The sequence below is a fragment of the Micromonospora sp. SH-82 genome (assembly GCF_051132485.1).
In the GTDB taxonomy this organism is placed as follows: domain Bacteria; phylum Actinomycetota; class Actinomycetes; order Mycobacteriales; family Micromonosporaceae; genus Micromonospora.
Map to the genome: position 1 here is coordinate 2,494,911 of NZ_CP148049.1, position 21,265 is coordinate 2,516,175.

The 21,265-nt window shown below is 71.5% G+C and carries 19 protein-coding genes; 11 read left to right on the plus strand and 8 right to left on the minus strand.

What is annotated here, in order from left to right; all coding sequences use genetic code 11:
- The first annotated feature begins 149 nt into the window (after positions 1 to 149).
- Entirely contained in the window at positions 150 to 1,916 is a 1,767-nt protein-coding gene (gene rny, locus WHN02_RS11520; protein WP_434743310.1) for a ribonuclease Y, read from the plus strand.
- A gap of 271 nt (positions 1,917 to 2,187) precedes the next feature.
- Here the strand turns inward: rny and WHN02_RS11525 are convergent, their stop codons facing one another.
- From WHN02_RS11525 to WHN02_RS11540, 4 genes are all read right to left on the minus strand, one after another.
- Positions 2,188 to 3,081: an amino acid ABC transporter permease gene (locus tag WHN02_RS11525; protein WP_434743311.1), complete on the minus strand. Its 894-nt coding sequence runs from the start codon at positions 3,079 to 3,081 to the stop codon at positions 2,188 to 2,190.
- Positions 3,081 to 3,755, minus strand: a complete 675-nt coding sequence (locus WHN02_RS11530) for an amino acid ABC transporter permease (RefSeq protein WP_434743312.1) — start codon at positions 3,753 to 3,755, stop codon at positions 3,081 to 3,083. The genes WHN02_RS11525 and WHN02_RS11530 overlap by 1 nt, the downstream gene beginning before the upstream one ends.
- Positions 3,756 to 3,833: 78 nt before the next feature.
- Entirely contained in the window at positions 3,834 to 4,700 is an 867-nt protein-coding gene (locus WHN02_RS11535) for a glutamate ABC transporter substrate-binding protein (RefSeq protein WP_434743313.1), read from the minus strand.
- An 82-nt stretch (positions 4,701 to 4,782) separates the two neighbouring features.
- Positions 4,783 to 5,502, minus strand: a complete 720-nt coding sequence (locus WHN02_RS11540) for an amino acid ABC transporter ATP-binding protein (RefSeq protein ID WP_434743918.1) — start codon at positions 5,500 to 5,502, stop codon at positions 4,783 to 4,785.
- A gap of 270 nt (positions 5,503 to 5,772) precedes the next feature.
- Here WHN02_RS11540 and selD point away from each other — a divergent pair, with 270 nt between their 5' ends.
- Together selD and WHN02_RS11550 are read left to right on the plus strand one after the other, a co-directional pair.
- Entirely contained in the window at positions 5,773 to 6,762 is a 990-nt protein-coding gene (gene selD / locus WHN02_RS11545; RefSeq protein WP_434743314.1) for a selenide, water dikinase SelD, read from the plus strand.
- Positions 6,763 to 7,001: 239 nt separating this feature from the next.
- On the plus strand, positions 7,002 to 7,481 hold the full coding sequence (locus tag WHN02_RS11550; RefSeq protein ID WP_434743315.1) for a hypothetical protein: 480 nt from the start codon (positions 7,002 to 7,004) through the stop codon (positions 7,479 to 7,481).
- Between the two features lie 43 nt (positions 7,482 to 7,524).
- Here the strand turns inward: WHN02_RS11550 and WHN02_RS11555 are convergent, their stop codons facing one another.
- A complete protein-coding gene (locus WHN02_RS11555) occupies positions 7,525 to 7,764 on the minus strand; it encodes a DUF2277 family protein (protein WP_434743316.1) in 240 nt (79 codons plus the stop codon).
- Positions 7,765 to 7,915: 151 nt separating this feature from the next.
- Between WHN02_RS11555 and miaB the strand changes: the two genes are divergently transcribed.
- The gene (gene miaB / locus WHN02_RS11560) at positions 7,916 to 9,355 is read left to right on the plus strand and encodes a tRNA (N6-isopentenyl adenosine(37)-C2)-methylthiotransferase MiaB (protein ID WP_434743919.1); all 1,440 of its coding nucleotides are present in this window, start codon (positions 7,916 to 7,918) and stop codon (positions 9,353 to 9,355) included.
- A gap of 116 nt (positions 9,356 to 9,471) precedes the next feature.
- Here miaB and WHN02_RS11565 read toward each other — a convergent pair whose 3' ends face one another.
- Positions 9,472 to 10,680 carry a DUF349 domain-containing protein gene (locus WHN02_RS11565; RefSeq protein ID WP_434743317.1) on the minus strand — a complete coding sequence of 403 codons (1,209 nt, stop codon included), beginning with the start codon at positions 10,678 to 10,680 and terminating at the stop codon, positions 9,472 to 9,474.
- 242 nt (positions 10,681 to 10,922) lie between these two features.
- On the opposite strand from WHN02_RS11565, the gene WHN02_RS11570 reads away from it, so the two are divergent.
- From WHN02_RS11570 to dapF, 4 genes are all read left to right on the plus strand, one after another.
- The gene (locus tag WHN02_RS11570) at positions 10,923 to 11,372 is read left to right on the plus strand and encodes a hypothetical protein (protein WP_434743318.1); all 450 of its coding nucleotides are present in this window, start codon (positions 10,923 to 10,925) and stop codon (positions 11,370 to 11,372) included.
- Between the two features lie 67 nt (positions 11,373 to 11,439).
- Positions 11,440 to 12,183 (plus strand): class III extradiol dioxygenase subunit B-like domain-containing protein, encoded by a 744-nt coding sequence (locus WHN02_RS11575; protein WP_434743319.1) that lies wholly within the window; start codon positions 11,440 to 11,442, stop codon positions 12,181 to 12,183.
- A gap of 50 nt (positions 12,184 to 12,233) precedes the next feature.
- Positions 12,234 to 13,172, plus strand: coding sequence for a tRNA (adenosine(37)-N6)-dimethylallyltransferase MiaA (gene miaA, locus WHN02_RS11580; RefSeq protein ID WP_434743920.1), 939 nt, complete (start codon positions 12,234 to 12,236; stop codon positions 13,170 to 13,172).
- A 10-nt stretch (positions 13,173 to 13,182) separates the two neighbouring features.
- Entirely contained in the window at positions 13,183 to 14,022 is an 840-nt protein-coding gene (dapF, locus tag WHN02_RS11585) for a diaminopimelate epimerase (RefSeq protein ID WP_434743320.1), read from the plus strand.
- 88 nt (positions 14,023 to 14,110) lie between these two features.
- Here dapF and WHN02_RS11590 read toward each other — a convergent pair whose 3' ends face one another.
- A complete protein-coding gene (locus WHN02_RS11590) occupies positions 14,111 to 15,583 on the minus strand; it encodes an NAD-dependent malic enzyme (RefSeq protein ID WP_434743321.1) in 1,473 nt (490 codons plus the stop codon).
- Between the two features lie 240 nt (positions 15,584 to 15,823).
- Here WHN02_RS11590 and hflX point away from each other — a divergent pair, with 240 nt between their 5' ends.
- Entirely contained in the window at positions 15,824 to 17,278 is a 1,455-nt protein-coding gene (hflX, locus tag WHN02_RS11595; RefSeq protein WP_434743322.1) for a GTPase HflX, read from the plus strand.
- A 43-nt stretch (positions 17,279 to 17,321) separates the two neighbouring features.
- On the plus strand, positions 17,322 to 19,169 hold the full coding sequence (locus tag WHN02_RS11600; protein WP_434743323.1) for a hypothetical protein: 1,848 nt from the start codon (positions 17,322 to 17,324) through the stop codon (positions 19,167 to 19,169).
- Positions 19,170 to 19,206: 37 nt separating this feature from the next.
- Here the strand turns inward: WHN02_RS11600 and lexA are convergent, their stop codons facing one another.
- Positions 19,207 to 19,989, minus strand: a complete 783-nt coding sequence (gene lexA, locus WHN02_RS11605) for a transcriptional repressor LexA (protein WP_434743324.1) — start codon at positions 19,987 to 19,989, stop codon at positions 19,207 to 19,209.
- Between the two features lie 671 nt (positions 19,990 to 20,660).
- Here lexA and nrdR point away from each other — a divergent pair.
- Positions 20,661 to 21,230: a transcriptional regulator NrdR gene (gene nrdR, locus WHN02_RS11610; RefSeq protein WP_434743325.1), complete on the plus strand. Its 570-nt coding sequence runs from the start codon at positions 20,661 to 20,663 to the stop codon at positions 21,228 to 21,230.
- Positions 21,231 to 21,265 lie beyond the last annotated feature (35 nt).

The window sequence follows — 21,265 nt, forward strand, 5'->3', positions numbered from 1 at the left end:
GGTGAGCCACCCAGGCCAGGCGCTCCGGTCGGGCGTCCAGAGCCGTAGTAGGCGTGCCCACCGGCGCGGCGACTGCGGCGCCGACGTGCAGGGGAGGCGGCCATGGCTGGGCGGCAGAGGTTCACCGGTGGCCCCACGGAGGCGGCCGAATGAACGCCGTCGACGTCGTACTCCTGCTGACAGTCGTGATTCTGACACTTGTCGTGGTCGGTGCGGTGTTGTTCGGCATGCGAGTGATCCGCCGACTCTCGGCGGCCCCCGCCCCCGAGGACCCGGCGTTCGTGGCCGAGAAGGACCGGCAGGAGCAGTCCCTGGCCGCCCTGCGGACCGCAGCGGACGAGGCCAACAGCACGATCGACGTGGCGAAGTCGGCGGCGTCCGCAGCCCGGGCCGAGGCGGCGGCGGCCAAGGCCGAGGCGAAGGCCGCCCGGGCCGAGGCGGGTCGGGTGCTCGACACCGCCCGGATCGAGGCGGACACCGTCCTGGAGCGGGCCCACAAGCAGGCCGAGGCGGACGCCGAGCAACTGCGGACCACAGCCCGCCGCAGCGGCGAGCGGGAGGTGGCCGTCCTGGCCGCCACCACCCGGGAGCAGGCCGCCGAGGTGGACCGGCGGGCCACCCGGATGGACGAGCGGGAACGCCTGCACACCGAGGAGGTGGAGCGGCTCGCCGAGCGGGAGCGGCAGCTCACCGCCGCCGGCGCGGCCCTCGCGGCCCGCGAGGCGGAGCTGGTCCGACGCGAGGAGGCCCTGACCGAGGCGGAGGAGCAGCGTCGCCGGGAACTGGAGCGGGTCGCCGGACTGACCGCCGACACCGCCCGCACCGAACTCGTCGAGGCGATCGAGGGGCAGGCCAAGCGGGAGGCCGCGCTGCTGGTCCGGGAGATCGAGTCCGACGCCCGCAGCACCGCCGAACAGCGCGCCCGGCACATCGTGGTGGACGCCATCCAGCGGGTGGCCAGCGAGCAGACCGCCGAGAGCGTGGTCAGCGTGCTCCACCTGCCCGGCGACGAGATGAAGGGGCGGATCATCGGCCGGGAGGGGCGCAACATCCGCGCCTTCGAGTCGGTCACCGGGGTCAACCTGATCATCGACGACACCCCTGAGGCGGTGCTGCTCTCCTGCTTCGACCCGGTCCGCCGGGAGGTCGGGCGACTGACTCTGGAGAAGCTGGTCCTCGACGGCCGGATCCATCCGCACCGGATCGAGGAGGTCCACGACCTGGCCCGCCAGGAGGTGGAGGAGCTCTGCCTGCGCGCCGCCGAGGACGCCCTCGTCCAGGTCGGGATCACCGAGATCCACCCGGAGTTGGTCACCTACCTCGGCCGGTTGCGGTACCGGACCTCGTACGGGCAGAACGTGCTCAAGCACCTGGTGGAGACCGCGCACATCGCCGGGATCATGGCCGCCGAGCTGCGGCTCGACGTGCCGACGATCAAACGGTCGGCGTTCCTGCACGACATCGGCAAGGCGCTCACCCACGAGGTGGAGGGCAGCCACGCGATCATCGGGGCCGACCTGGCACGCAAGTACGGCGAGACCGAGGACGTGGTGCACGCCATCGAGGCGCACCACAACGAGGTTCCGCCGCAGACCGTCGAGGCGGTCCTCACCCAGGCCTCCGACGCCTGCTCCGGTGGGCGACCGGGGGCACGGCGGGAGAGCCTGGAGGCGTACGTCAAGCGGCTGGAGCGGATCGAGGAGATCGCGGCCGGCAAGCTCGGCGTGGACAAGGTCTTCGCGATGCAGGCGGGCCGGGAGATCCGGGTGATGGTCAAGCCCGACGACGTCGACGACATCGGTGCGGCGGTCCTGGCCCGGGACGTGGCCAAGCAGATCGAGGAGGAGCTGACCTACCCCGGTCAGATCCGGGTGACAGTCGTCCGGGAGTCCCGGGTCACCGAGATCGCCCGTTAGGCGCCCACCCCACCGACACCGGCCGGGTGGGTCGGCTCTCGGACCCGGGCACGGGTCCGCTCGGACCGAGGCCCATGGCGTTCGACCGGGGCGCTCGGACCGAGGCCCATGGCGTTCGACCGGGGCGCTCGGACCGAGGCCCATGGCGTTCGACCGGGGCGCTCGGACCGAGGCCCATGGCGTTCGACCGGGGCCGTCGGGGCGCAGCACAGACACCGAGGCCGAACCCGCGGAACGGGTTCGGCCTCGGTGTCGTTACGGGACTGTCGGGTCAGCCCTGTGGCTCGGTGACGCCGGTGACGTTGCCGGCCGTCGCGGTACCGCCCGGGCCGGGCTTGGGGGTCTGCTTCGAGATCCGGAAGGCCCGACGGGAGGAGCGCCGGTCGAGCCATCCGGCCAGCGAGGTGAGCAGGGAGTTGAGCACGATGTAGATGACGGCTACGACCATCGCGGCGGCGACCACGTTGCCACGGTTGGCCGAGAGGTCGTTGACGCCGCGCTGCAGCAGCTCGGGGAAGGCCACGATGTAGCCGAGGGCGGTGTCCTTGAGCAGGACCACGAGCTGGCTGACGATGACCGGGAGCATGGCCCGGGCCGCCTGCGGCACCAGGATCAGCTGCATCACCTGGCTCTTGCGCATGCCGACGGCGTACGCCGCCTCGGACTGCCCGGTGGGCACCGACCGGATACCGGCCCGGAACGCCTCGGCGAGGACCGAGCCGTTGTAGAGGGTGAGGCCGACGACGACCGCCCAGAACGCCGACACCGGCCCCTGGATCAGGAACGGCACGCCGTAGAAGATGAAGAAGATCATCAACAGCAGCGGTACGGCCCGGAAGAACTCGACGACGGCACCGGCCGGGATGCTGATCCACCAGTGGTCCGACAGCCGGCCGACGGCGAAGATGATGCCGAAGGCCAGGGAGAGGACCATGGCGACCGCTGCCGCCCAGAGGGTGGCACGCAGACCCGGCAGGATGAACTGGGTCCAGGTGGCCGCCTCGGTGAACGGCTTCCAGAGCCAGCCCTCCCACTGGTTGGCCTGGTCGAACTTCGCGTACACCCACCACAGGACGGCGGCCAGACCGATGCCGAAGACGACGCTCAGGATCCGGTTGCGGATGCGCGCCCTGGGTCCCGGGTGGTCGTAGAGGAGAGTGCTCATCAGCGCTTCACCGCCAGTCGGTTGGCCAGCCAGCCGAAGAGATAACCGGTCGGGATCAGGAACGCGGCGAACGTGCCGGCGAAGACGAGGAAGATCGGGATGACGGCGTCACCGTTGCTGTTGATCAGGTCCTTCATGATGTTCGAGGACTCCAGCAGGCCGATGGTGCCGACGATCGTCGCGTTCTTGCACAGGGCGATGAGGATGCTGCCCAGGGGAGCGACGACGGCCCGCCCGGCCTGGGGAAGGATCACGATCCGCAGGGTCTGGGCGAAGCTCAGCCCGACGGCCCGCGCCGCCTCGGCCTGCCCGGCGGGAACCGTGTTGACCCCGGATCGGATGGCCTCGCAGACGAAGGCGGAGGTGTAGACCGACAGGCCCACGACGCCGAGCCAGTAGTTGTTCAGGTTGAGGTCGTCCGACAGCCTCAGCCCGAGGGTGGAGAAGAGGCCGAAGTAGCAGAAGAAGATGACCAGGGTGAGGGGGGTGTTACGGAAGATGTTGACCCAGGCCGCACCGAAACCCCGTAGCACGGGTACGGGTGAGACCCGCATGGCGGCGAGGAACACCCCGAGCGCCAGCGCGAGAACCGCCGAGGCGCCGGTCAGTTTGAGGATCCAGAGGAAGCCCGACAGGTAGGCGTCGAAGTTCGTCGGATCAGCGAATACGTGCATCCATCGGCTCCCCGGGCACGAGATCGGTGTCGACACAGGGCGGGGCCGGCATCACGACGATGCCGGCCCCGTTTCGAATCAGGCGGAGCAGTTGGTCAGCTTGGTGGTGTCCAGCTCGGGAGCCGGGGTGCCGCTCTTGCCGACGGTGGCGTCCCAGGCGGCCTTGTAGGTGCCGTCCTCGGCAGCCGCCTTCAGGATCTCGTTGACCTTCTCGCAGCCGGCGGTGTCCTCCTTCTTGAGGCCGATGCCGTACGGCTCCTCGGAGAAGGTGTTGCCGACCACCTTGAACTTGCCGACGTACTGGTCCTGGGCGGCGTAGCCGGCGAGGATGATGTCGTCGGTGGTCAGCGCGTCGACCTGGCCGTTGTCCAGGACCGGCAGACACTTGGAGTACGAGTCGAACAGCTGGAGCTTGGCCTGCGGGTACTCCTCCTGGATCCGCTTGGCCGGGGTGGAGCCGGTGACCGAGCAGACGGTCTTGCCGTTGAGCTGGTCCGGGCCGGTGATCGTCGAGTCGGTCTTGACCAGGAGGTCCTGACCGGCCATGAAGTACGGGCCCGCGAAGTTGATCTTCTGCTTGCGCTCGTCGTTGATCGTGTAGGTGGCCACGACCAGGTCGACGGTGCCCTGCTGGATGAAGGGCTCACGGTTGTTGGAGACCGTGGTCTTCCACTCGATGCCGCTCTCCTCGACGCCGAGACCCTTGGCAATGATCTTGCCGATCTCGATGTCGAAGCCCTCGTACTGGTTGCCGGTCTGCAGGCCCAGGCCGGGCTGGTCGCCCTTGACGCCGATCACCAGCTTCTTCTGGTTCTCCGCCTTGCCGACGATGCCGCTGGCACCCGAGCCGGAGCCCTCCCCGGAGCCCTCGTCGCCGCCGCAGGCCGTCATGGTGACCGCCAGGGCGGCGGTCGCGGCGAGCGCCGCTACGCGCTTGATACGCATGTTCTTCTCCTTCTGACACAAGCCCCATCGGGAGGGCTTAGACGGAGCTCGCCGGGGGCGGCAAGTTCCACAACAGACGCAACTAGTGCGTCAGGATCTTCGACAGGAAGTCCTTGGCCCGCTCACTGCGCGGGTTGGCGAAGAACTCGGTCGGGACGGCGTCCTCGACGAGTCGGCCGTCGGCCATGAAGATCACCCGGTTGGCCGCGTGCCGGGCGAAGCCCATCTCGTGGGTGACCACGACCATGGTCATCCCCTCCTTGGCGAGCGAGGTCATCACGTCGAGCACCTCGCCGACCATCTCCGGGTCGAGCGCGCTGGTCGGCTCGTCGAAGAGCATGGCCTTGGGCTGCATGGCCAACGCCCGGGCGATCGCGACCCGCTGCTGCTGACCGCCGGAGAGCTGGGCCGGGAACTTCTCGGCCTGGTTGGCGATGCCGACCCGGTCGAGCAGGGCCAGGCCCCGCTCCCGGGCGGCGGCCGGCTTCTCCTTGCGGACCTTGATCGGACCGAGGGTGACGTTCTCGAGGATGGTCTTGTGCGCGAAGAGGTTGAACGACTGGAAGACCATCCCGACCTCGCTGCGCAGCTTCGCCAGCGCCTTGCCCTCGGCCGGCAGCGGCCGGCCGTCGAAGGTGATGGTGCCCGAGTCGATCGGCTCCAGGCGGTTGATCGTCCGGCACAGCGTCGACTTCCCGGAGCCGGAGGGGCCGATCACCACCACCACCTCGCCCCGGTCGACCGAGAGGGAGACGTCCTGCAGCACGTGCAGTGGCCCGAAGTGCTTGTTTACCGCATCCATCACGATGAGCGGTTCGCCCTTCGGCGCGTCATCCTGCACGATGACCGGTTCGCCCGTCGTCACGTCGCCCACCGTCCCTGTCCTCACCGGAAACCGGGATCGGATGAACCCCCGGTTTGGGCAACTGTAGGCGGGGCGGCGTGGCGCTATGCAAGCCAAATGGTCACGAGGGTGTAACACCCGTCCGGAGTCGTGTCCGGAATCCGAAATCCGAGCCGCAACGGGGTGCCACGGTGGCGTTCGACACGTACGCCGGGACACCATCGCAGGATGACCGAACCGGTACGACTGACCCGGTACGCCCGGGGTGGCGGGTGCGCCTGCAAGATCCCACCCGGGGAGTTGGAGACGATGGTGGCCGGACTCGGACCGGCCACCGGTACGGCCGAGTTGCTGGTCGGGCTCGACCACGGCGACGACGCCGCAGTGGTACGCCTCGACGAGCGGACCGGGGTGGTGACCACCGCCGACTTCTTCACCCCGGTGGTCGACGACCCGTACGACTGGGGTCGGATCGCGGCGGCGAACGCCCTCTCCGACGTGTACGCGATGGGCGGCACCCCGTTGGTGGGCCTGAACCTGCTCTGCTGGCCGAGGGACGTTCTCCCTGTCGAGTTGGCCCGGGAGGTGCTGCGCGGCGGGCAGGACGTGTGCCGGGAGGCCGGTTGTCACCTGGCCGGTGGGCACAGCGTGGACGACGACGGACCCAAGTACGGGTTGGCCGTGACCGGCCTGGTCCGCCCGGAGGAGTTGATCACTCTGGACGCGGGTCGGGCCGGGGTGCCGCTGTCGTTGACCAAGCCGCTCGGGGTGGGGGTGCTCAACACCCGGCACAAGTCGACGGGTGAGGTCTTCCCCGAGGCGGTCGAGGCGATGAGCACCCTCAACCGGGACGCGGCGCGGGCGGCGGTGGCGGCCGGGATCCGGTGCGGCACCGACGTGACCGGCTTCGGGCTGCTCGGGCACGCCTCGAAGCTGGCCCGGGCCAGTGGGCTGACGGTGGCGATCGAGGTGGGCCGGGTGCCGCTGCTCACGGGGGCGCGGGAGGCGGTGCGGGACGGGTTCGTCAGCGGCGGTAGCCGGCGCAACCTGGACTGGGTGGCCCCGTGGACGGAGTTCGGCGCCGCCACTGAGGCCGACCGGCTCCTGCTGGCCGACGCCCAGACCTCGGGGGGTCTGCTGGTGGCCGGGGAGGTGCCGGGAGCCGCTGTGATCGGTGAGCTGCTGCCGCCCGGTGAGCACCGGGTGGTACTCCGTTGACCATGGCGGGTGATCGGCGTCGGGAAGTGGGGACACGGCCTCGTCGGCCCGTGCCGGCGGGGCACCGTACCCGATAAACTGTCATCTTTCCGCTACCTTGAGCGACGGCGGTATCGGAAATTTTGCCCAGAATGGTCACAGACCGGTAACTTGCCCCCGGCTGCGGTCATATGCCCCGCACCATCGTCATAAGGCCCGATTCGGAGGCCGGTGGAACGAGCACAGCGAGGAGGCGCGGAATGACCGAGCTGTGGAACTGGAGAATCGACGGGGCGGCACCGGTGGTGGTGTACCCGGCGTTGGCCGAGGCGCTCGGCCGGGTGGTGATGCCGTTGGCGTTGGCCGATCCGGCCCGGCTGCCGGCGTACGCGGTGGTCTGCGACGTCTGGGAGGCACCGGGCGAGTTCGGCACCATCGTGGACTGTTACGGCGTCCCGGAGCAGTTGTCCGAGTTGACCTGCGTGGCGGCCCTGGCCCGGTTGCTGGGGCGGGAGTGCGTGCTGCGCGACGACACCCTCGACGCCGGACGGCACCTGCTCGTCGCACCCGAGGGCACCATCCGTCCGGTGCACTTCGAGGTGACCGAGACCGACGAGGGGGAGGTGCTCAGCGGTCGACGGCTGTGCAGCCTGGAACACCCGGGCTGCCGGGGGTGGTCGCAGTGCCACAGGTCGCGGTGGGCACCCGACTCGGTGGGTCCGGCGCTCGCTGCGGCCTGATCCACCCCGGGGCCGAGCGATCGCCGCCCGCCGGTCGGGCGGGTCAGGAGCCGGCGGCCTGCGGGGGGCGGGGGGAGCCGCCCCGGACGACCAACTCGTCGAGGAGGGTGCGGGTGGCCGCGGCGACCGCGGTCACCGCCGCGTCGAAGGCAGCGGCGTTGTGCGCGGCGGGGGCCCGGAACCCGGAGATCTTGCGGACGTACTGCAACGCCGCCGCCTCGATGTCGGCCTGGGTCACCACCGGGACGTACGGCTCACGCAGGGTCTTGATGCTGCGGCACATCGGCTTCTCCTCGCGCTGCAGGCTCGGCGGCCTCTGAGCCGAGGATAGGTCACCCACGGCCCCGGTACCCGGACGGCTACCCTGGTAGCCCGAGGAAAGGGGCGCTGCACCGGTGGCGAAGACCTACACCGTCGTGACGTACGGATGCCAGATGAACGTGCACGACTCGGAACGCATCTCCGGGCTGCTGGAGCAGGCCGGTTACGTACGGACCGGTGCGGGCGACGACAACCCCGACGTCATGGTCTTCAACACCTGCGCGGTCCGGGAGAACGCCGACAACCGGCTCTACGGCAACCTGGGACACCTGCGTCCGGCCAAGCGCCGCAACCCCGGGATGCAGATCGCGGTGGGCGGCTGCCTGGCCCAGAAGGACCGGGGCGAGATCGTCCGCAAGGCGCCCTGGGTGGACGTGGTATTCGGCACCCACAACATCGGCTCCCTGCCGGTCCTGCTGGAACGGGCCCGGCACAACTCCGCCGCCGAGGTGGAGATCCTCGAGTCCCTCGACGTCTTCCCGTCGACCCTGCCCACCCGCCGGGAGTCGACGTACGCCGGCTGGGTGTCGATCTCGGTGGGGTGCAACAACACCTGCACCTTCTGCATCGTGCCGTCGTTGCGGGGCAAGGAGAAGGACCGCCGCCCCGGCGACGTCCTGGCCGAGGTCCGTGCCCTGGTCGACGCCGGTGTCCTGGAGGTGACCCTGCTCGGGCAGAACGTCAACTCCTACGGCATCGAGTTCGGCGACCGGTACGCCTTCGGCAAGCTCCTGCGCGCCACCGGGGAGATCGACGGGTTGGAGCGGGTCCGGTTCACCAGCCCCCACCCGAAGGACTTCACCGACGACGTGATCGCCGCGATGGCCGAGACCCCGAACGTCTGCCACTCGCTGCACATGCCCCTGCAGTCCGGGTCGGACGACGTCCTGCGGGCGATGCGTCGGTCCTACCGCTCCGAGAAGTACCTCGGCATCATCGAGAAGGTCCGGGCGGCGATGCCGGACGCGGCGATCACCACGGACATCATCGTCGGGTTCCCCGGCGAGACCGAGGCCGACTTCCAGCAGACCCTCGACGTGGTCCGTGCGGCGCGCTTCTCCTCCGCCTTCACGTTCCAGTACTCCAAGCGTCCCGGCACCCCGGCCGCCACGATGGACGGCCAACTGCCCAAGGAGGTGGTCCAGGAACGCTACGAGCGGCTGATCGCCACGGTCGAGGAGATCACCTGGGCGGAGAACAGGAAGCTGGTGGGGGAGACCGTCGAGGTGCTCGTCGCCCTCGGCGAGGGGCGTAAGGACGAGCGGACCGGCAGGCTCTCCGGCCGGGCCCGGGACGGCCGACTGGTCCACTTCGACGCCGGTTCCCTCGACGGGCGGATCCGGCCCGGGGACATCGTCCACACCACCGTCACGTACGCCGCCCCGCACCACCTCAACGCCGACGGGGAGCCGGTGGCCCACCGGCGTACCCGGGCCGGGGACGCTGCCGAGGCGGGCCGCGCACCGCGTACCCCGGGAGTCCTGCTCGGGCTCCCCACGATGGGGCCGCCGGCGGAGTCGCCGGTGCCCACCACCGGCTGCGCCGCACGCTGACCCCACCGGGGCCGCGACACCGGCACCCCCGGAGCCGGGTCTCGGGGATCAGCCCGAGGACCTGACGAAGCCCCCGTCCCGGAACGGAACGGGGGCTTCTGGCCGGTCGGCTCTGCTCAGCCGGCCTGCTCGGCGAGTTGGAGGAACTGCCGCTTGGAGGACAGGGCCTGCTCGGCCTCCCGGATCCGGCGGGTGTCCCCGGCGGCCTGGGCCCGCGCCAACCGCTGCTCGGCCTCGGCGACCTGGTCACGCATCTGGGCCAGGAGCGGGTTGTCGGCCGGCGCGGTCCGCCGCCACGCGGAGTCCATCACCTCGCGGACCTTGTCGTCGATCGACCGCATCCGGCGCTCCAGCCCGGCGGCGGCCTCACGGGGCACCCGGCCCGCCTCGTGCCACTGGGCCTGGATGTCACGCAGCTTGGCCTGGGCGCCCTTCGGGTCGGCCTCGACGTCGAGCGCCTCGGCCTCGGTCAGCAGGGCCTGCTTGCGCTCCAGGTTGGCCCGCTGCTCGTTGTCCCGGGCCGAGAAGACCTCGCTGCGGCGGGTGAAGAACTCGTCCTGCGCGGCGCGGAACCGTTCCCAGAGCTTCTGCTCGGCCTCCTTCGACGCGCGCGGGGCGGCCTTCCACTCGGTCATCAGCTCCTTGAGCTGGTTGGCGGTGGTCGCCCAGTCGGTGGAGTCCTTCAGCTTCTCGGCTCGGGCGACCAGCTCCTCCTTGCCCGTCTGGGCCTGCTTGCGCTGGGCGTCCAGGGAGGCGAAGTGCGCCCCACGGCGGCGGGTGAAGCCGTCCCGGGCGGCGGCGAAACGCTTCCACAGCTCGCCGTCGGTCTTCTTGTCGACGCCGCGGATGGTCTTCCACTCGTCGAGGATCTCCTTGAGGCGGTCCCCGGCGGACTTCCAGCCGGTGGCCTCGGCGGCCAGCTGCTCCGCCTCCTCGACGAGGGCGGTCTTGCGGGCCAGCGCCTCGACACGGGCGGCGTCCCGCGCGGCCCGGGCCTCGCCGGCCTTCTCCTCGGCGACGGTGGCGAGCTTGTCCAGCCGGGCCGCGAGGGCGTCGATGTCACCCACCACGTGCGCTTCCGGCAGCGAGGCGCGGATCCGGCGGACGGTGGTCAGCGAGTGAGCCGCGTCCGCGGCTCCCGAGTTCAGCCGGGCCTCGGTCAGGTCCACCTCGGTCACCAGGTCGGCGAAGCGGCGGGCGAAGTGAGCCAGTCCCTCCTCGGGTGCGCCCGCCTGCCAGGATCCGACCACCCGCTCGCCGTCGGAGGTCTTGACGTAGACGGTGCCGTCCTCGTCGACCCGTCCGAAGGCAGTCCAGTCGCTCATGTGCCCATCCTCGTTCTTCCCGGCGTCGACGGGTGTGACCCGCGATCGCCGCCACGGCGCAGCAAGTTACTCCCGGCATTGTCACAGGTCTGACCGGGTCCGCGTCGAGCGCCTATCGCCGACCGTGACCATACGGTGTCCTACTGCCCGGTGGGGACCCCCGTGACAAAACCGGCAGCCGGTCCGGTAGCCGTACCGTACAATGTACGACAAGCGTCCGCCGGACGCCGGGAGGAGAACCCTTGACCGACAGCCGACCGCAGACCACGCCCCCGGCCGACACCGGCTTCGTGCCCAGCGCCGAGGACCTCGCCGCGCTCGACGACTGGTTCCGCCGCTACGACGCCCTCGCCACCGCCGGCGACGTGACCGGCACCGCCGACCTCGCCCTGTTCCCGCTGAACACCGTCACCGACGACGCCACCGGCGAGGCGTCGGCGCGACAACTGGACCGGGCGGCGTACCTGGAGATGATGGCGGGGGTCCTCGGCGGGCCGGCGGACCTGCAGATGGAGTCCCGCCGCACCCCGCACTTCCTCACCGGCAGCCTCGCGGTGGTCCTCACCGACGCCGACTTCACCGTCGACGGCCGACGGCAGCGGGTCCGGTACGCCGACGTCCTGGTCAAGGTCGGCGGCGAGTGGCGGTTCCAGACCATGATCCAGGGGGGTTGGGGCGACCAGGCCCAGTGACCCGGCGGCCGCACCGGCCGGCGGGGTGTGCCGAAGCGGGCCGCGCGGCGGCGGATACGGTTGCCCGGTGCCCCTGGTCGCCGCCGCCGTCTGTCCGCATCCGCCGCTGCTCGTCCCCGAGCTGGCCGGTGCCGCCGCCCCCGAGCTGGACGAACTCCGGGCCGCCTGCCACGCGGCGGTGGCCGACCTGCTCGCGGCCGAACCGGAGCAGATCCTGCTGGTCGGTGGCGGGCCGGAGACCACCCGTTTCGGTACCGCCGACTACGGCTCCCTGCACCGGTACGGACTGGACCGGTACGTGCGGTTCTGGAAGACCAACTGCGCGGGCGGCGACCGGCTGCCGCTGAGCCTCACCATCGGTGCCTGGCTGCTCGGACGCCAGGACACCGGGCGACCCCGGTTCGCCGAGGCGGTGGCTGTCGACGCCACCCCTGCCGAGTGCACCACCCTCGGCGAGGAGCTGGCCCGACGGGCCGACCCACGCACCGCCCTGCTGGTCCTGGGGGACGGGTCGGCCTGCCGGAGCACCTCCGCCCCCGGGTACGAGGACCCGCGTGCCCAGGCGTACGACGAGGGGGTCGCCGCGGCCCTGACCGACGCGGACCGTGCCGCCCTGCTCGACCTGGACCCCGACCTGTCGGCGCAGCTGCTGGCCGCCGGCCGGGCCCCCTGGCAGGTGCTCGCCGCCGCCGTCGAGGCCTCCGGTGGCACCTGGCGGGGGCGGCTGCACCACCAGTGCGTGCCCTACGGGGTGGCCTACTTCGTCGCGGGTTGGCACCGTGTCGACGACCCCGACGAGGTCGTCGCGTGACCGGCCCCGAGCCGCCCCGACCACCCCTGCCCGACCCGTCCGGGTCCGGTCTGCGGCCCGACTCTTCCGGGTCCGGTCTCCGGCCGGGGGCGGTGGTGGCGGTGGTGGGACCCACCGGGGCGGGCAAGTCCGCGCTCAGCATCGCCCTGGCCCACGCCCTCGGCGGGGAGGTGGTCAACGCCGACTCCATGCAGCTCTACCGGGGGCTGGACATCGGGACGGCGAAACTGACCCCGGCCGAACGTGCGGGCGTACCGCACCACCTGCTCGACATCTGGGAGGTCACCGAGCCCGCCAGCGTCGTCGGGTACCAGCGGCTGGCCCGCGCGGCGGTCGACGACATCCTGGCCCGGGGGCGGGTGCCGCTGCTGGTCGGCGGCTCCGGGCTGTACGTCAGGGCCGTCCTGGAACGGTTCGAGTTCCCAGGCACCGACCCGGTGCTGCGTGAGCGGTTGGAGCAGGAGTTGGCCGACGCCGGTCCCGCTCCGCTCCACGAACGGCTGCGCGCGGCGGACCCGGTGGCGGCGGCGACCATCCTGCCCGGCAACGGCCGACGGATCGTCCGGGCCCTGGAGGTCATCGAGCTGACCGGGGCGCCGTTCGTCGCCTCCCTGCCCGAACCCACCCCGTACTACCCGTCCGTGCAGCTCGGTGTCGACCTCGACACGGAGGCCCTGGACGAGCGGCTCGCGGTACGCGTCGACCGGATGTGGGCCGACGGACTGGTCGCCGAGACCCGGGAACTGGTCGGCCGGGGTCTGCGCGAGGGGCGGACCGCCAACCGGGCGTTGGGCTACCGACAGGTGCTGGGCGCGCTCGCCGGGGAGCTCACCGAGACCGAGGCGTACGAGGACACCATCCGCGCCACCCGCCGCTTCGCCCGCCGCCAGCGGTCCTGGTTCCGCCGGGACCTGCGGGTCCGGTGGCTCGACGGGGCCGCCCCCGACCTGGTCTCGGCCGCCCTGCACGCGCTCCGGACGGCTGGGTGATGATAGGGGCGTGGAGTTCACCAAGGGGCACGGCACCGGCAACGACTTCGTCATCCTTCCCGACCCGGACGGCGCCCTCGACCTGACGCCCGGCCTGGTCGCCGCCCTCTGCGACCGGCGGCGGGGCCTCGGCGGGGACGGGGTGCTGCGGGTGGTCCGGGCCGCCAAGCATCCGGAGGGCGTCGGTCAGGCAGCCGAGGCCGAGTGGTTCATGGACTACTGGAACGCCGACGGCTCGCCTGCGGAGATGTGCGGCAACGGGGTACGGGTCTTCGTCCGCTACCTGCTCGACACCGGCCTGACCGCACCCACCGGGGAGACGGTGCCGGTGGCCACCCGGGCGGGGATCGTCCGGGCCCGGCTCGACGGGGACCAGGTCGCCGTCGAGATGCGTCGTCCCCGGCTCTTCGGGGCCGCCACCGCCACCCTGGGCGGGCTCTCCCTGCCCGGTACGGCGGTGGACGTCGGCAACCCGCACCTGGTCTGCGCTCTGCCTGCCGGGCTGGACCTGCCCGGACTCGACCTGACCCGCGCACCCGGCTTCGACGAGACGGTCTTCCCCACCGGCACCAACGTCGAGTTCACCAGCTCCGCCGATCCGGTCGCCGGCACCGACGCCCACGTCCTGATGCGGGTCTACGAGCGGGGGTCGGCCGAGACGCTCTCCTGCGGCACGGGGGCGTGCGCCGTCGGTGCGGTGGCGCTACGCGACATCGGACTGGACACCGGAACCGTGGCGGTGGACGTTCCCGGTGGTCGCCTCACCATCCGGATCACCGAGGACTCCTGCTGGCTGACCGGCCCCGCCGTCCTGGTCGCCACCGGGACCCTCGTCCCGGCGACCTCCTGACCGACCCGCTCGTACCCCGACGACCGAGGGGTCCACTCCCAGGTGACCCTGGAGGTGGACCCCTCGACCGTACGGACGTCGGCGCGGATCAGGGAGTGGCGGCCGAGGCGGCGGCGATCTCCGGCAGGTCCACCGGACCGCTGTCGGCTGCCGGTGCCGGGGCGGAGGCCGGGTTCTGGGCGGCGGCACGGACGGCGGCGGCGACCGCCGGGGCCACCCGGGCGTCGAAGACGCTCGGCACGATGACGGTCGGGTTGACCTTCTCCTCGCCGACCACGTCCGCGATGGCCTGCGCGGCGGCGATCGCCATCTCCTCGGTGAACCCCTCGGCGTGGGCGTCGAGCATCCCGCGGAACACGCCGGGGAAGGCGAGCACGTTGTTGATCTGGTTCGGCTGGTCGGACCGGCCGGTGGCGACCACGGCGGCGTGCTTGCGCGCCTCCCGGGGGTCGACCTCCGGGTCCGGGTTGGCCAGCGCGAAGACGATGGCGTTCTTGGCCATGGTGGCGATGTCGTCCCCGGTGAGCAGGTTCGGCGCGCTCACCCCGATGAACACGTCAGCGCCCCGGACCGCTCCGGCCAGGTCACCGGAGTAGCCGTCCTTGTTGGTGTTGTCGGCCAGCCACTGCCACGCCGGGTTGAGGCCGGTCAGGCCACGGTGCAGGGCGCCCTGCCGGTCGTAGGCGACGATGTCCCCGACGCCCTGGCGCAGCAGCAGCTTCATGATCGCGGTGCCGGCCGCGCCGGCCCCGGAGACCACCACCCGGACGTCCTCGATCCGCTTGTCCACCACGCGCAGCGCGTTGGTCAGGGCGGCCAGTACGCAGATCGCGGTGCCGTGCTGGTCGTCGTGGAACACCGGGATGTCCAACGCCTCCCGCAGCCGGGCCTCGATCTCGAAGCAGCGCGGTGCGGCGATGTCCTCCAGGTTGATCCCGCCGTACGCCGGTGCGATCGCCTTGACGATCGCCACGATCTCGTCGGTGTCCTGGGTGTCGAGCACCACCGGCCAGGCGTCGACCCCACCGAAGCGCTTGAACAGCGCCGCCTTGCCCTCCATCACCGGCAGCGACGCGGCCGGGCCGAGATTGCCCAGCCCCAGCACTGCCGAGCCGTCGCTGACCACCGCGACGGTGTTGCGCTTGATGGTCAACCGTCGGGCGTCGGCCGGGTTCTCGGCGATCGCCTGGCAGACCCGCGCCACCCCCGGGGTGTACGCCCGGGACAGCTCGTCACGGGTCCGCAGGGAGACCTTGGAACTCACCTCGATCTTGCCACCGAGGTGCAGCAGGAAGGTGCGGTCGGACACCTTCCGCACGTCGACCTGGTCCAGGGCGCTCAACGCCTGGACCACCTGGTCGGCGTGGTTGGCGTCGGCGGTGTCGCAGGTGAGGTCGACGATCACGTTGGCCGGGTCGGAGTCGACCACGTCCAGGGCGGTGACGATCGCGTCGGACTCGCCGACGCAGGTGGTCAACCGGCCGATCGAGGAGGCGTCGGCAGGCACCGCGATTCGGATCGTTATCGAGAATCCGGCACTCGGAAGTCGGGTGATGGCCACGGGATACCCTCCGTCAACGCTGAGCGGCCGGTCGAAAGTTGCCCCGCCTTTCTACTCGCCTGCCGAGGTCGCCCGGCATCCGCCCCCGGAATTCGCCCCGCAGCCGGGTCGCCCGCCCCGGGTTCCACCGGTAGCCGGCCCCTGGTGTCCACCACCTGCGGACGGGCATATAGCTGGTGCGTTCGACGTTGGCACATGACAGGATTACCCGGTACGTGACAGAGCGGACAGGAGAACGGTTTGCGAGATCAGGAGACCTTCGTCTCAGTCGAGGACGAGGCGCTCGACGGCACCACCGGTGACTTCGACCTGTCGGAGCGGCAGGCGTTGCGCCGAGTACCCGGGCTCTCCACCGAGCTCGCCGACATCACCGAGGTCGAGTACCGCCAACTGCGGCTGGAACGGGTGGTCCTGGTCGGGGTCTGGACCGAGGGCACCGTCACCGACGCGGAGAACTCCCTCATCGAGCTGACCGCGCTGGCCGAGACGGCCGGATCGCAGGTCCTGGAGGGGCTGATCCAGCGACGCAGCCGCCCCGACCCGGCGACGTACATCGGCCGGGGCAAGGTCGACGACCTCACCGCCGTCGTCGTCGACAGCGGCGCGGACACGGTGATCTGCGACGGTGAACTCTCCCCGTCCCAGCTGCGCAACCTGGAGCAGCGGACGAAGGTCAAGGTCGTCGACCGGACCGCGCTGATCCTGGACATCTTCGCCCAGCACGCCAAGAGCAAGGAAGGTAAGGCGCAGGTCGAGCTGGCCCAGCTCGAATACCTGCTGCCCCGCCTGCGGGGTTGGGGCGAGACGCTCTCCCGGCAGGCCGGTGGCTCCGGCCGTGGCGGGGGCGCGGGGGGCGGGGTCGGTCTGCGTGGTCCCGGTGAGACCAAGCTGGAGACCGACAGGCGTCGGATCCGGCACCGGATCGCCCGACTGCGCCGTGAGATCAAGAGCATGCGGACGATCCGGCAGACCAAGCGCGCCCGACGGGCCCGCAACGCGGTTCCCGCCGTGGCGATCGCCGGTTACACGAACGCCGGCAAGTCCAGCCTCCTCAACCGGCTCACCAATGCCGGTGTCCTGGTGGAGAACGCGCTGTTCGCCACCCTGGACCCGACCACCCGCAAGGCGACGACCTCCGACGGTCGGCTCTACACCCTCTCCGACACCGTCGGTTTCGTCCGACACCTGCCCCACCAGATCATCGAGGCGTTCCGCTCGACCCTGGAGGAGGTGGCCGACGCCGACCTGCTGGTGCACGTGGTCGACGGTGCCCACCCGGACCCGGAGGAGCAGGTGCGGGCGGTCCGCGAGGTGCTCGCCGACGTGGGGGCGGACCGACTGCCCGAACTCCTGGTGGTCAACAAGGTCGACGCCGCCGACGAGGAGACGCTGCTGCGGCTCAAGCGGCTCTGGCCGGACGCCGTCTTCGTCTCCGCGCACACCGGGCGGGGGATCGACGGGCTCCGCGAGTCGATCGAGGACCGGCTGCCGACCCCGGCGGTGGAGATCCGGGCGGTGCTGCCGTACGACCGGGGTGACCTGGTGGCCCGGGTGCACCGGCACGGCGAGGTCCTCTCCACCGCGCACCTGGCGGAGGGCACCCTCCTGCACGTACGGGTCGACGAGGCGTTGGCAGCCGAACTCGCTCCGTACGCGGAGGTCGAGACGGTCCGGGCGGGGTCCGGTCGGCGCTGAACGTGTTGACCGGCCGGTAATCGGGGCATGCGACACTGACGTCATGCGCCGTGCTGTCATCTCGGTCACGGTCGCTCTCGGCCTGGCCGGGGCGACGGTGGCGTTATCGGGCGCGGCTGTGGCCGCGCCCGCTCCCCAACCCAAGGCGGAGCCGGGCAAGCGACAGTGCATGATCAGCGACCCCCGGTTGCGGGAGCTGTCCGGCCTGGTGGCCACCGAGGACGGATACATCGTCGTCAACGACAGCACCGAGATCGAGGCCAACAAGCGCGTCTTCTACCTCGACGACAAGTGCGCGGTGACGAACGCGGTCTCGTACACCCAGCAGGGACCGCTGGACACCGAGGACCTGGCGGTCTCGCCGGACGGCAAGACGCTCTGGATCGCCGACACCGGCGACAACATCACCAACGACCCCCGTCGTGAGCGGGTCGCCGTCTGGTCCATGCCGATCGACGGCTCCAAGCGGCCGGTGCTGCACCGACTCTCCTACCCGGAGCGCAAGCCGCACGACGCGGAGGCGTTGCTGATCGGGGCGGACGGCCTCCCCCTGGTCATCACCAAGGAACTCAAGGGCAAGGCGCAGATCTTCACCCCGACCGGCCCGCTGCGGTCCGGGGCCACCGACCCGGTCCCGATGAAGAAGGTCGGCGAGGTCACCCTGCCGAAGACGACCACCGAGAACCAGCTCGGCGCGGTCGGCCGGAACATGGTGACCGGGGCGGCCCGCGCCCCCGACGGTTCCCGGGTGGCCCTGCGGACCTACGCCGACGCCTTCGAGTTCGACGTCCGGGACGGTGACGTGCTGGCCGCCCTGACCACCGGCACCCCCCGGGTGACCCCGCTGTCGGACACCTTCGGTGAGGCGATCTCGTACACCCCGGACGGCAAGACCTTCGTGACGGTCTCCGACGCCGGTGACCTGGACGCCGAGGAGCCGGTGGAGATCCTGGCGTACACCCCGTCGACGGTGTCGGGCGAGGACGGCGCGGGAGACGGGTCGCCGCAGGAGAAGAAGCAGTCCTGGACGTCGAGCCTCTCCCTGGACGACATCACGTACCTGATCGCCTCCGTCGGGATCCTCGGAGCGGTCCTGGTCGGGGCGGGCATCGTCGGGATCGTCAGGGCCCGTCGACGCCCGGTCCCCGCCACTGCCGGGGTGACGTCGTCGGCCACCGGTACGCCCGATCGCAACGACCGGGACCGGGGCGGGGTCTACGGTGGTGCCGCCTCGGGGCCGGTCGAGCAGGACGCGCCCGCCGCCGCCCGCGCCGGTGCCCGCCCCGGCGGCTCGGGACGTGCGGCGGCGGCCGCCGTACCCCGGCCTGGGGGACAGCCCGGGTCGGCTCGGCCCGGTGGTGCCGGCGGAGGGCGACCCGCAGGCGGTGGGAAGCCCGCCGGTGGCAAGGCCGGTGGCGGCGTGTACGGCGGCGGTCAGTCCGGCCGGGGCGGTGTCTACGGCGGCGGCGGTGGTCGGCCTGCGGGCGAGGGCGGTGGTGGTCGGCCTTCCGGCGAGGGCGGCCGTGGTGGCGGCGGGGTCTACGGGGGAGCGGCCTCGGGTGGCCAGGGTGGTGGGCAGCAACGAGGTGGTGGCTCGGGTGGCCAGGGCGGTGGGCAGCCGCGAGGTGGTGGTCAGGGCGGTGGCGGTCGGGGCGGACAACCGCCGGCCCGTGGTCGGGGCGGTCCACCTCCGGGCAACCGGGGCGGCCAGCCCGGCGGAGGCGGTGGCCGCAGCGGCCAGGCGGGTGGAGGCGGTCGGGGCGGGGTCTACGGCGGCGGCCGGGCCGAACCACCGCGTCGGGCACCCCGGGACTCCGACTCCCGAGACCAGGATTCCCGTGGTCGACGGCGTGACGACGGCCCGGACGACTACCGGGGAGAGCGGTACTGACCTGCCGCCTGCCTGCGACGGCAGGAGTTCGGGTCGGTCAGATCCGGCGCAGCACCGCGACGACCCGTCCCATGATGGTGGCGTCGTCGCCGGGGATCGGGTCGAAGGCCGGGTTCTGCGGCATAAGCCAGACGTGCCCGTCGCGGTGACGGTAGGTCTTGACGGTGGCCTCACCGTCGAGCATCGCCGCCACGATCTCGCCGGAGTCGGCGGTGGGCTGTTGGCGCACCACCACCCAGTCGCCGTCACAGATCGCCGCGTCGAGCATCGAGTCGCCCTTGACCTGGAGCATGAAGACCTCGCCCTCACCCACCAACTCGCGGGGGAGCGGGAAGACGTCCTCCACCGACTGCTCGGCGAGGATCGGGCCACCGGCGGCGATCCGGCCCAGCATCGGCACGTACGCCGGGGCGGGGCGCTGGGCGCGGGAGAGCTCGTCGTCGACGGCGTCGCCGGGAGCGCGGACGTCCACCGCCCGGGGGCGGTTCGGGTCGCGGCGCAGGAAGCCCTTCTTCTCCAGCTCCTTGAGCTGGTAGGCGACGCTGGAGGGTGAGACGAGGCCGACCGCCTCGCCGATCTCCCGGACGCTCGGCGGGTAGCCGTGCCGGTCGACCCAGGTCCGGATGAACTCCAGGATCCGGCGCTGCCGAGCGGTCAGGTCGACGGTGGCCGGCTCCGAGAACGCGCTCACCGGGGCGACCGGCCGTACGGCGGGTTGGCCGGGACGGCTGCGCGGGGCGCCACGACGCCGACTGGCCGGTGTACCCGCGTCGGTCTTCTGCTGCGGGTGCTTCGGCCGGCTGGCCCGCTCCTCGGTCACGTCCGTCCTCCCTGGTCGGCGCTGACTGCCTCGCGGCACGTGGTGCGTACGGTGAAGGCCGGGCGACCCGCCGCTGCGGTGCTGCCCGACTGTTCCTGACCGTATAGGTGGGATCGGCCATTTTCAAACATCTGTACGACCGTTTTCGGGGTGTCGGTGACGGATGCCCGGTATTCCGAACGGGTGTTCTGCCGATGATACGTCCGGTTGGAACAGGTGTGCGATCAGATCATCGGTGGGGTGGGTAACCCGACCGGGTCCGAGGCGTTGGAGACTCGACGGGTCCGGCCCGCTGCGCCAGGGGGAGTCGACCTGGTCCGTGGGGTGGGTCCATCCGGTCCGGTGGCGGGGGTCCGCCCTGGTCGCGGGCGGGGATCCACCCTGGTCCGTGGGGTGGTGGAACGCCCGGTGTGCGGGGGTGGTCACCGGATGGTGTGGTGACGCGCCGGACACGCCGGTCAACTTGACCGGGGTCCGTCAGCGGCATACGGTCGACCCCTAGATGTAGTAGTCACATGGGTGTAAGTCGCCTACAGGTTGGGTTCGACTACCGACCGCACTCCCCGTACCGCCACCCCGGCGGCAGTCATCGGTGATGGCTGGCGTCGCCTCGGCGCGTGCGACGGGGGTGTCTGGTGCTGTCCGCGAATCGATGCCGAGGAGGTCGGGCGATGCGGTGTCCGTACTGCCGTCACGCCGACTCCCGGGTGGTCGACTCGCGGGAGGCCGACGACGGTCAGCTGATCCGTCGTCGGCGGTCCTGCACCGAGTGCGGCAAGCGGTTCACCACCGTCGAGGAGGCGGTCCTCGCCGTGGTCAAGCGCAGCGGGGTGACCGAGCCCTTCAGCCGCACGAAGATCATCGGCGGGGTGCGCAAGGCCTGCCAGGGGCGCCCCGTCGACGACGACTCGCTCGCCCTGCTCGCCCAGCGGGTGGAGGAGACCGTCCGCGCCAAGGGCGCTGCCGAACTGCCCAGCCACGAGGTGGGACTGGCCATCCTCGGCCCGCTGCGGGACCTGGACGAGGTGGCGTACCTCAGGTTCGCCAGCGTCTACCGGTCGTTCGACTCCCTCGCCGACTTCGAGCGGGAGATCGAGACGCTGCGGGAGGCGGCGCGGGCCCGGGAGGCAGGCGATCCTGCTCCGGCCGACCGCGTCCCGGCGACGGCGCCCCCGGGCGACCCCACCGTGAGGGTGGGGACCGCCGACGGCGAGGCGCGGGTCGACGGCCGTACCAACTGAGCTTTTTCCGATTTTTTCACGACAGTGACCATGCG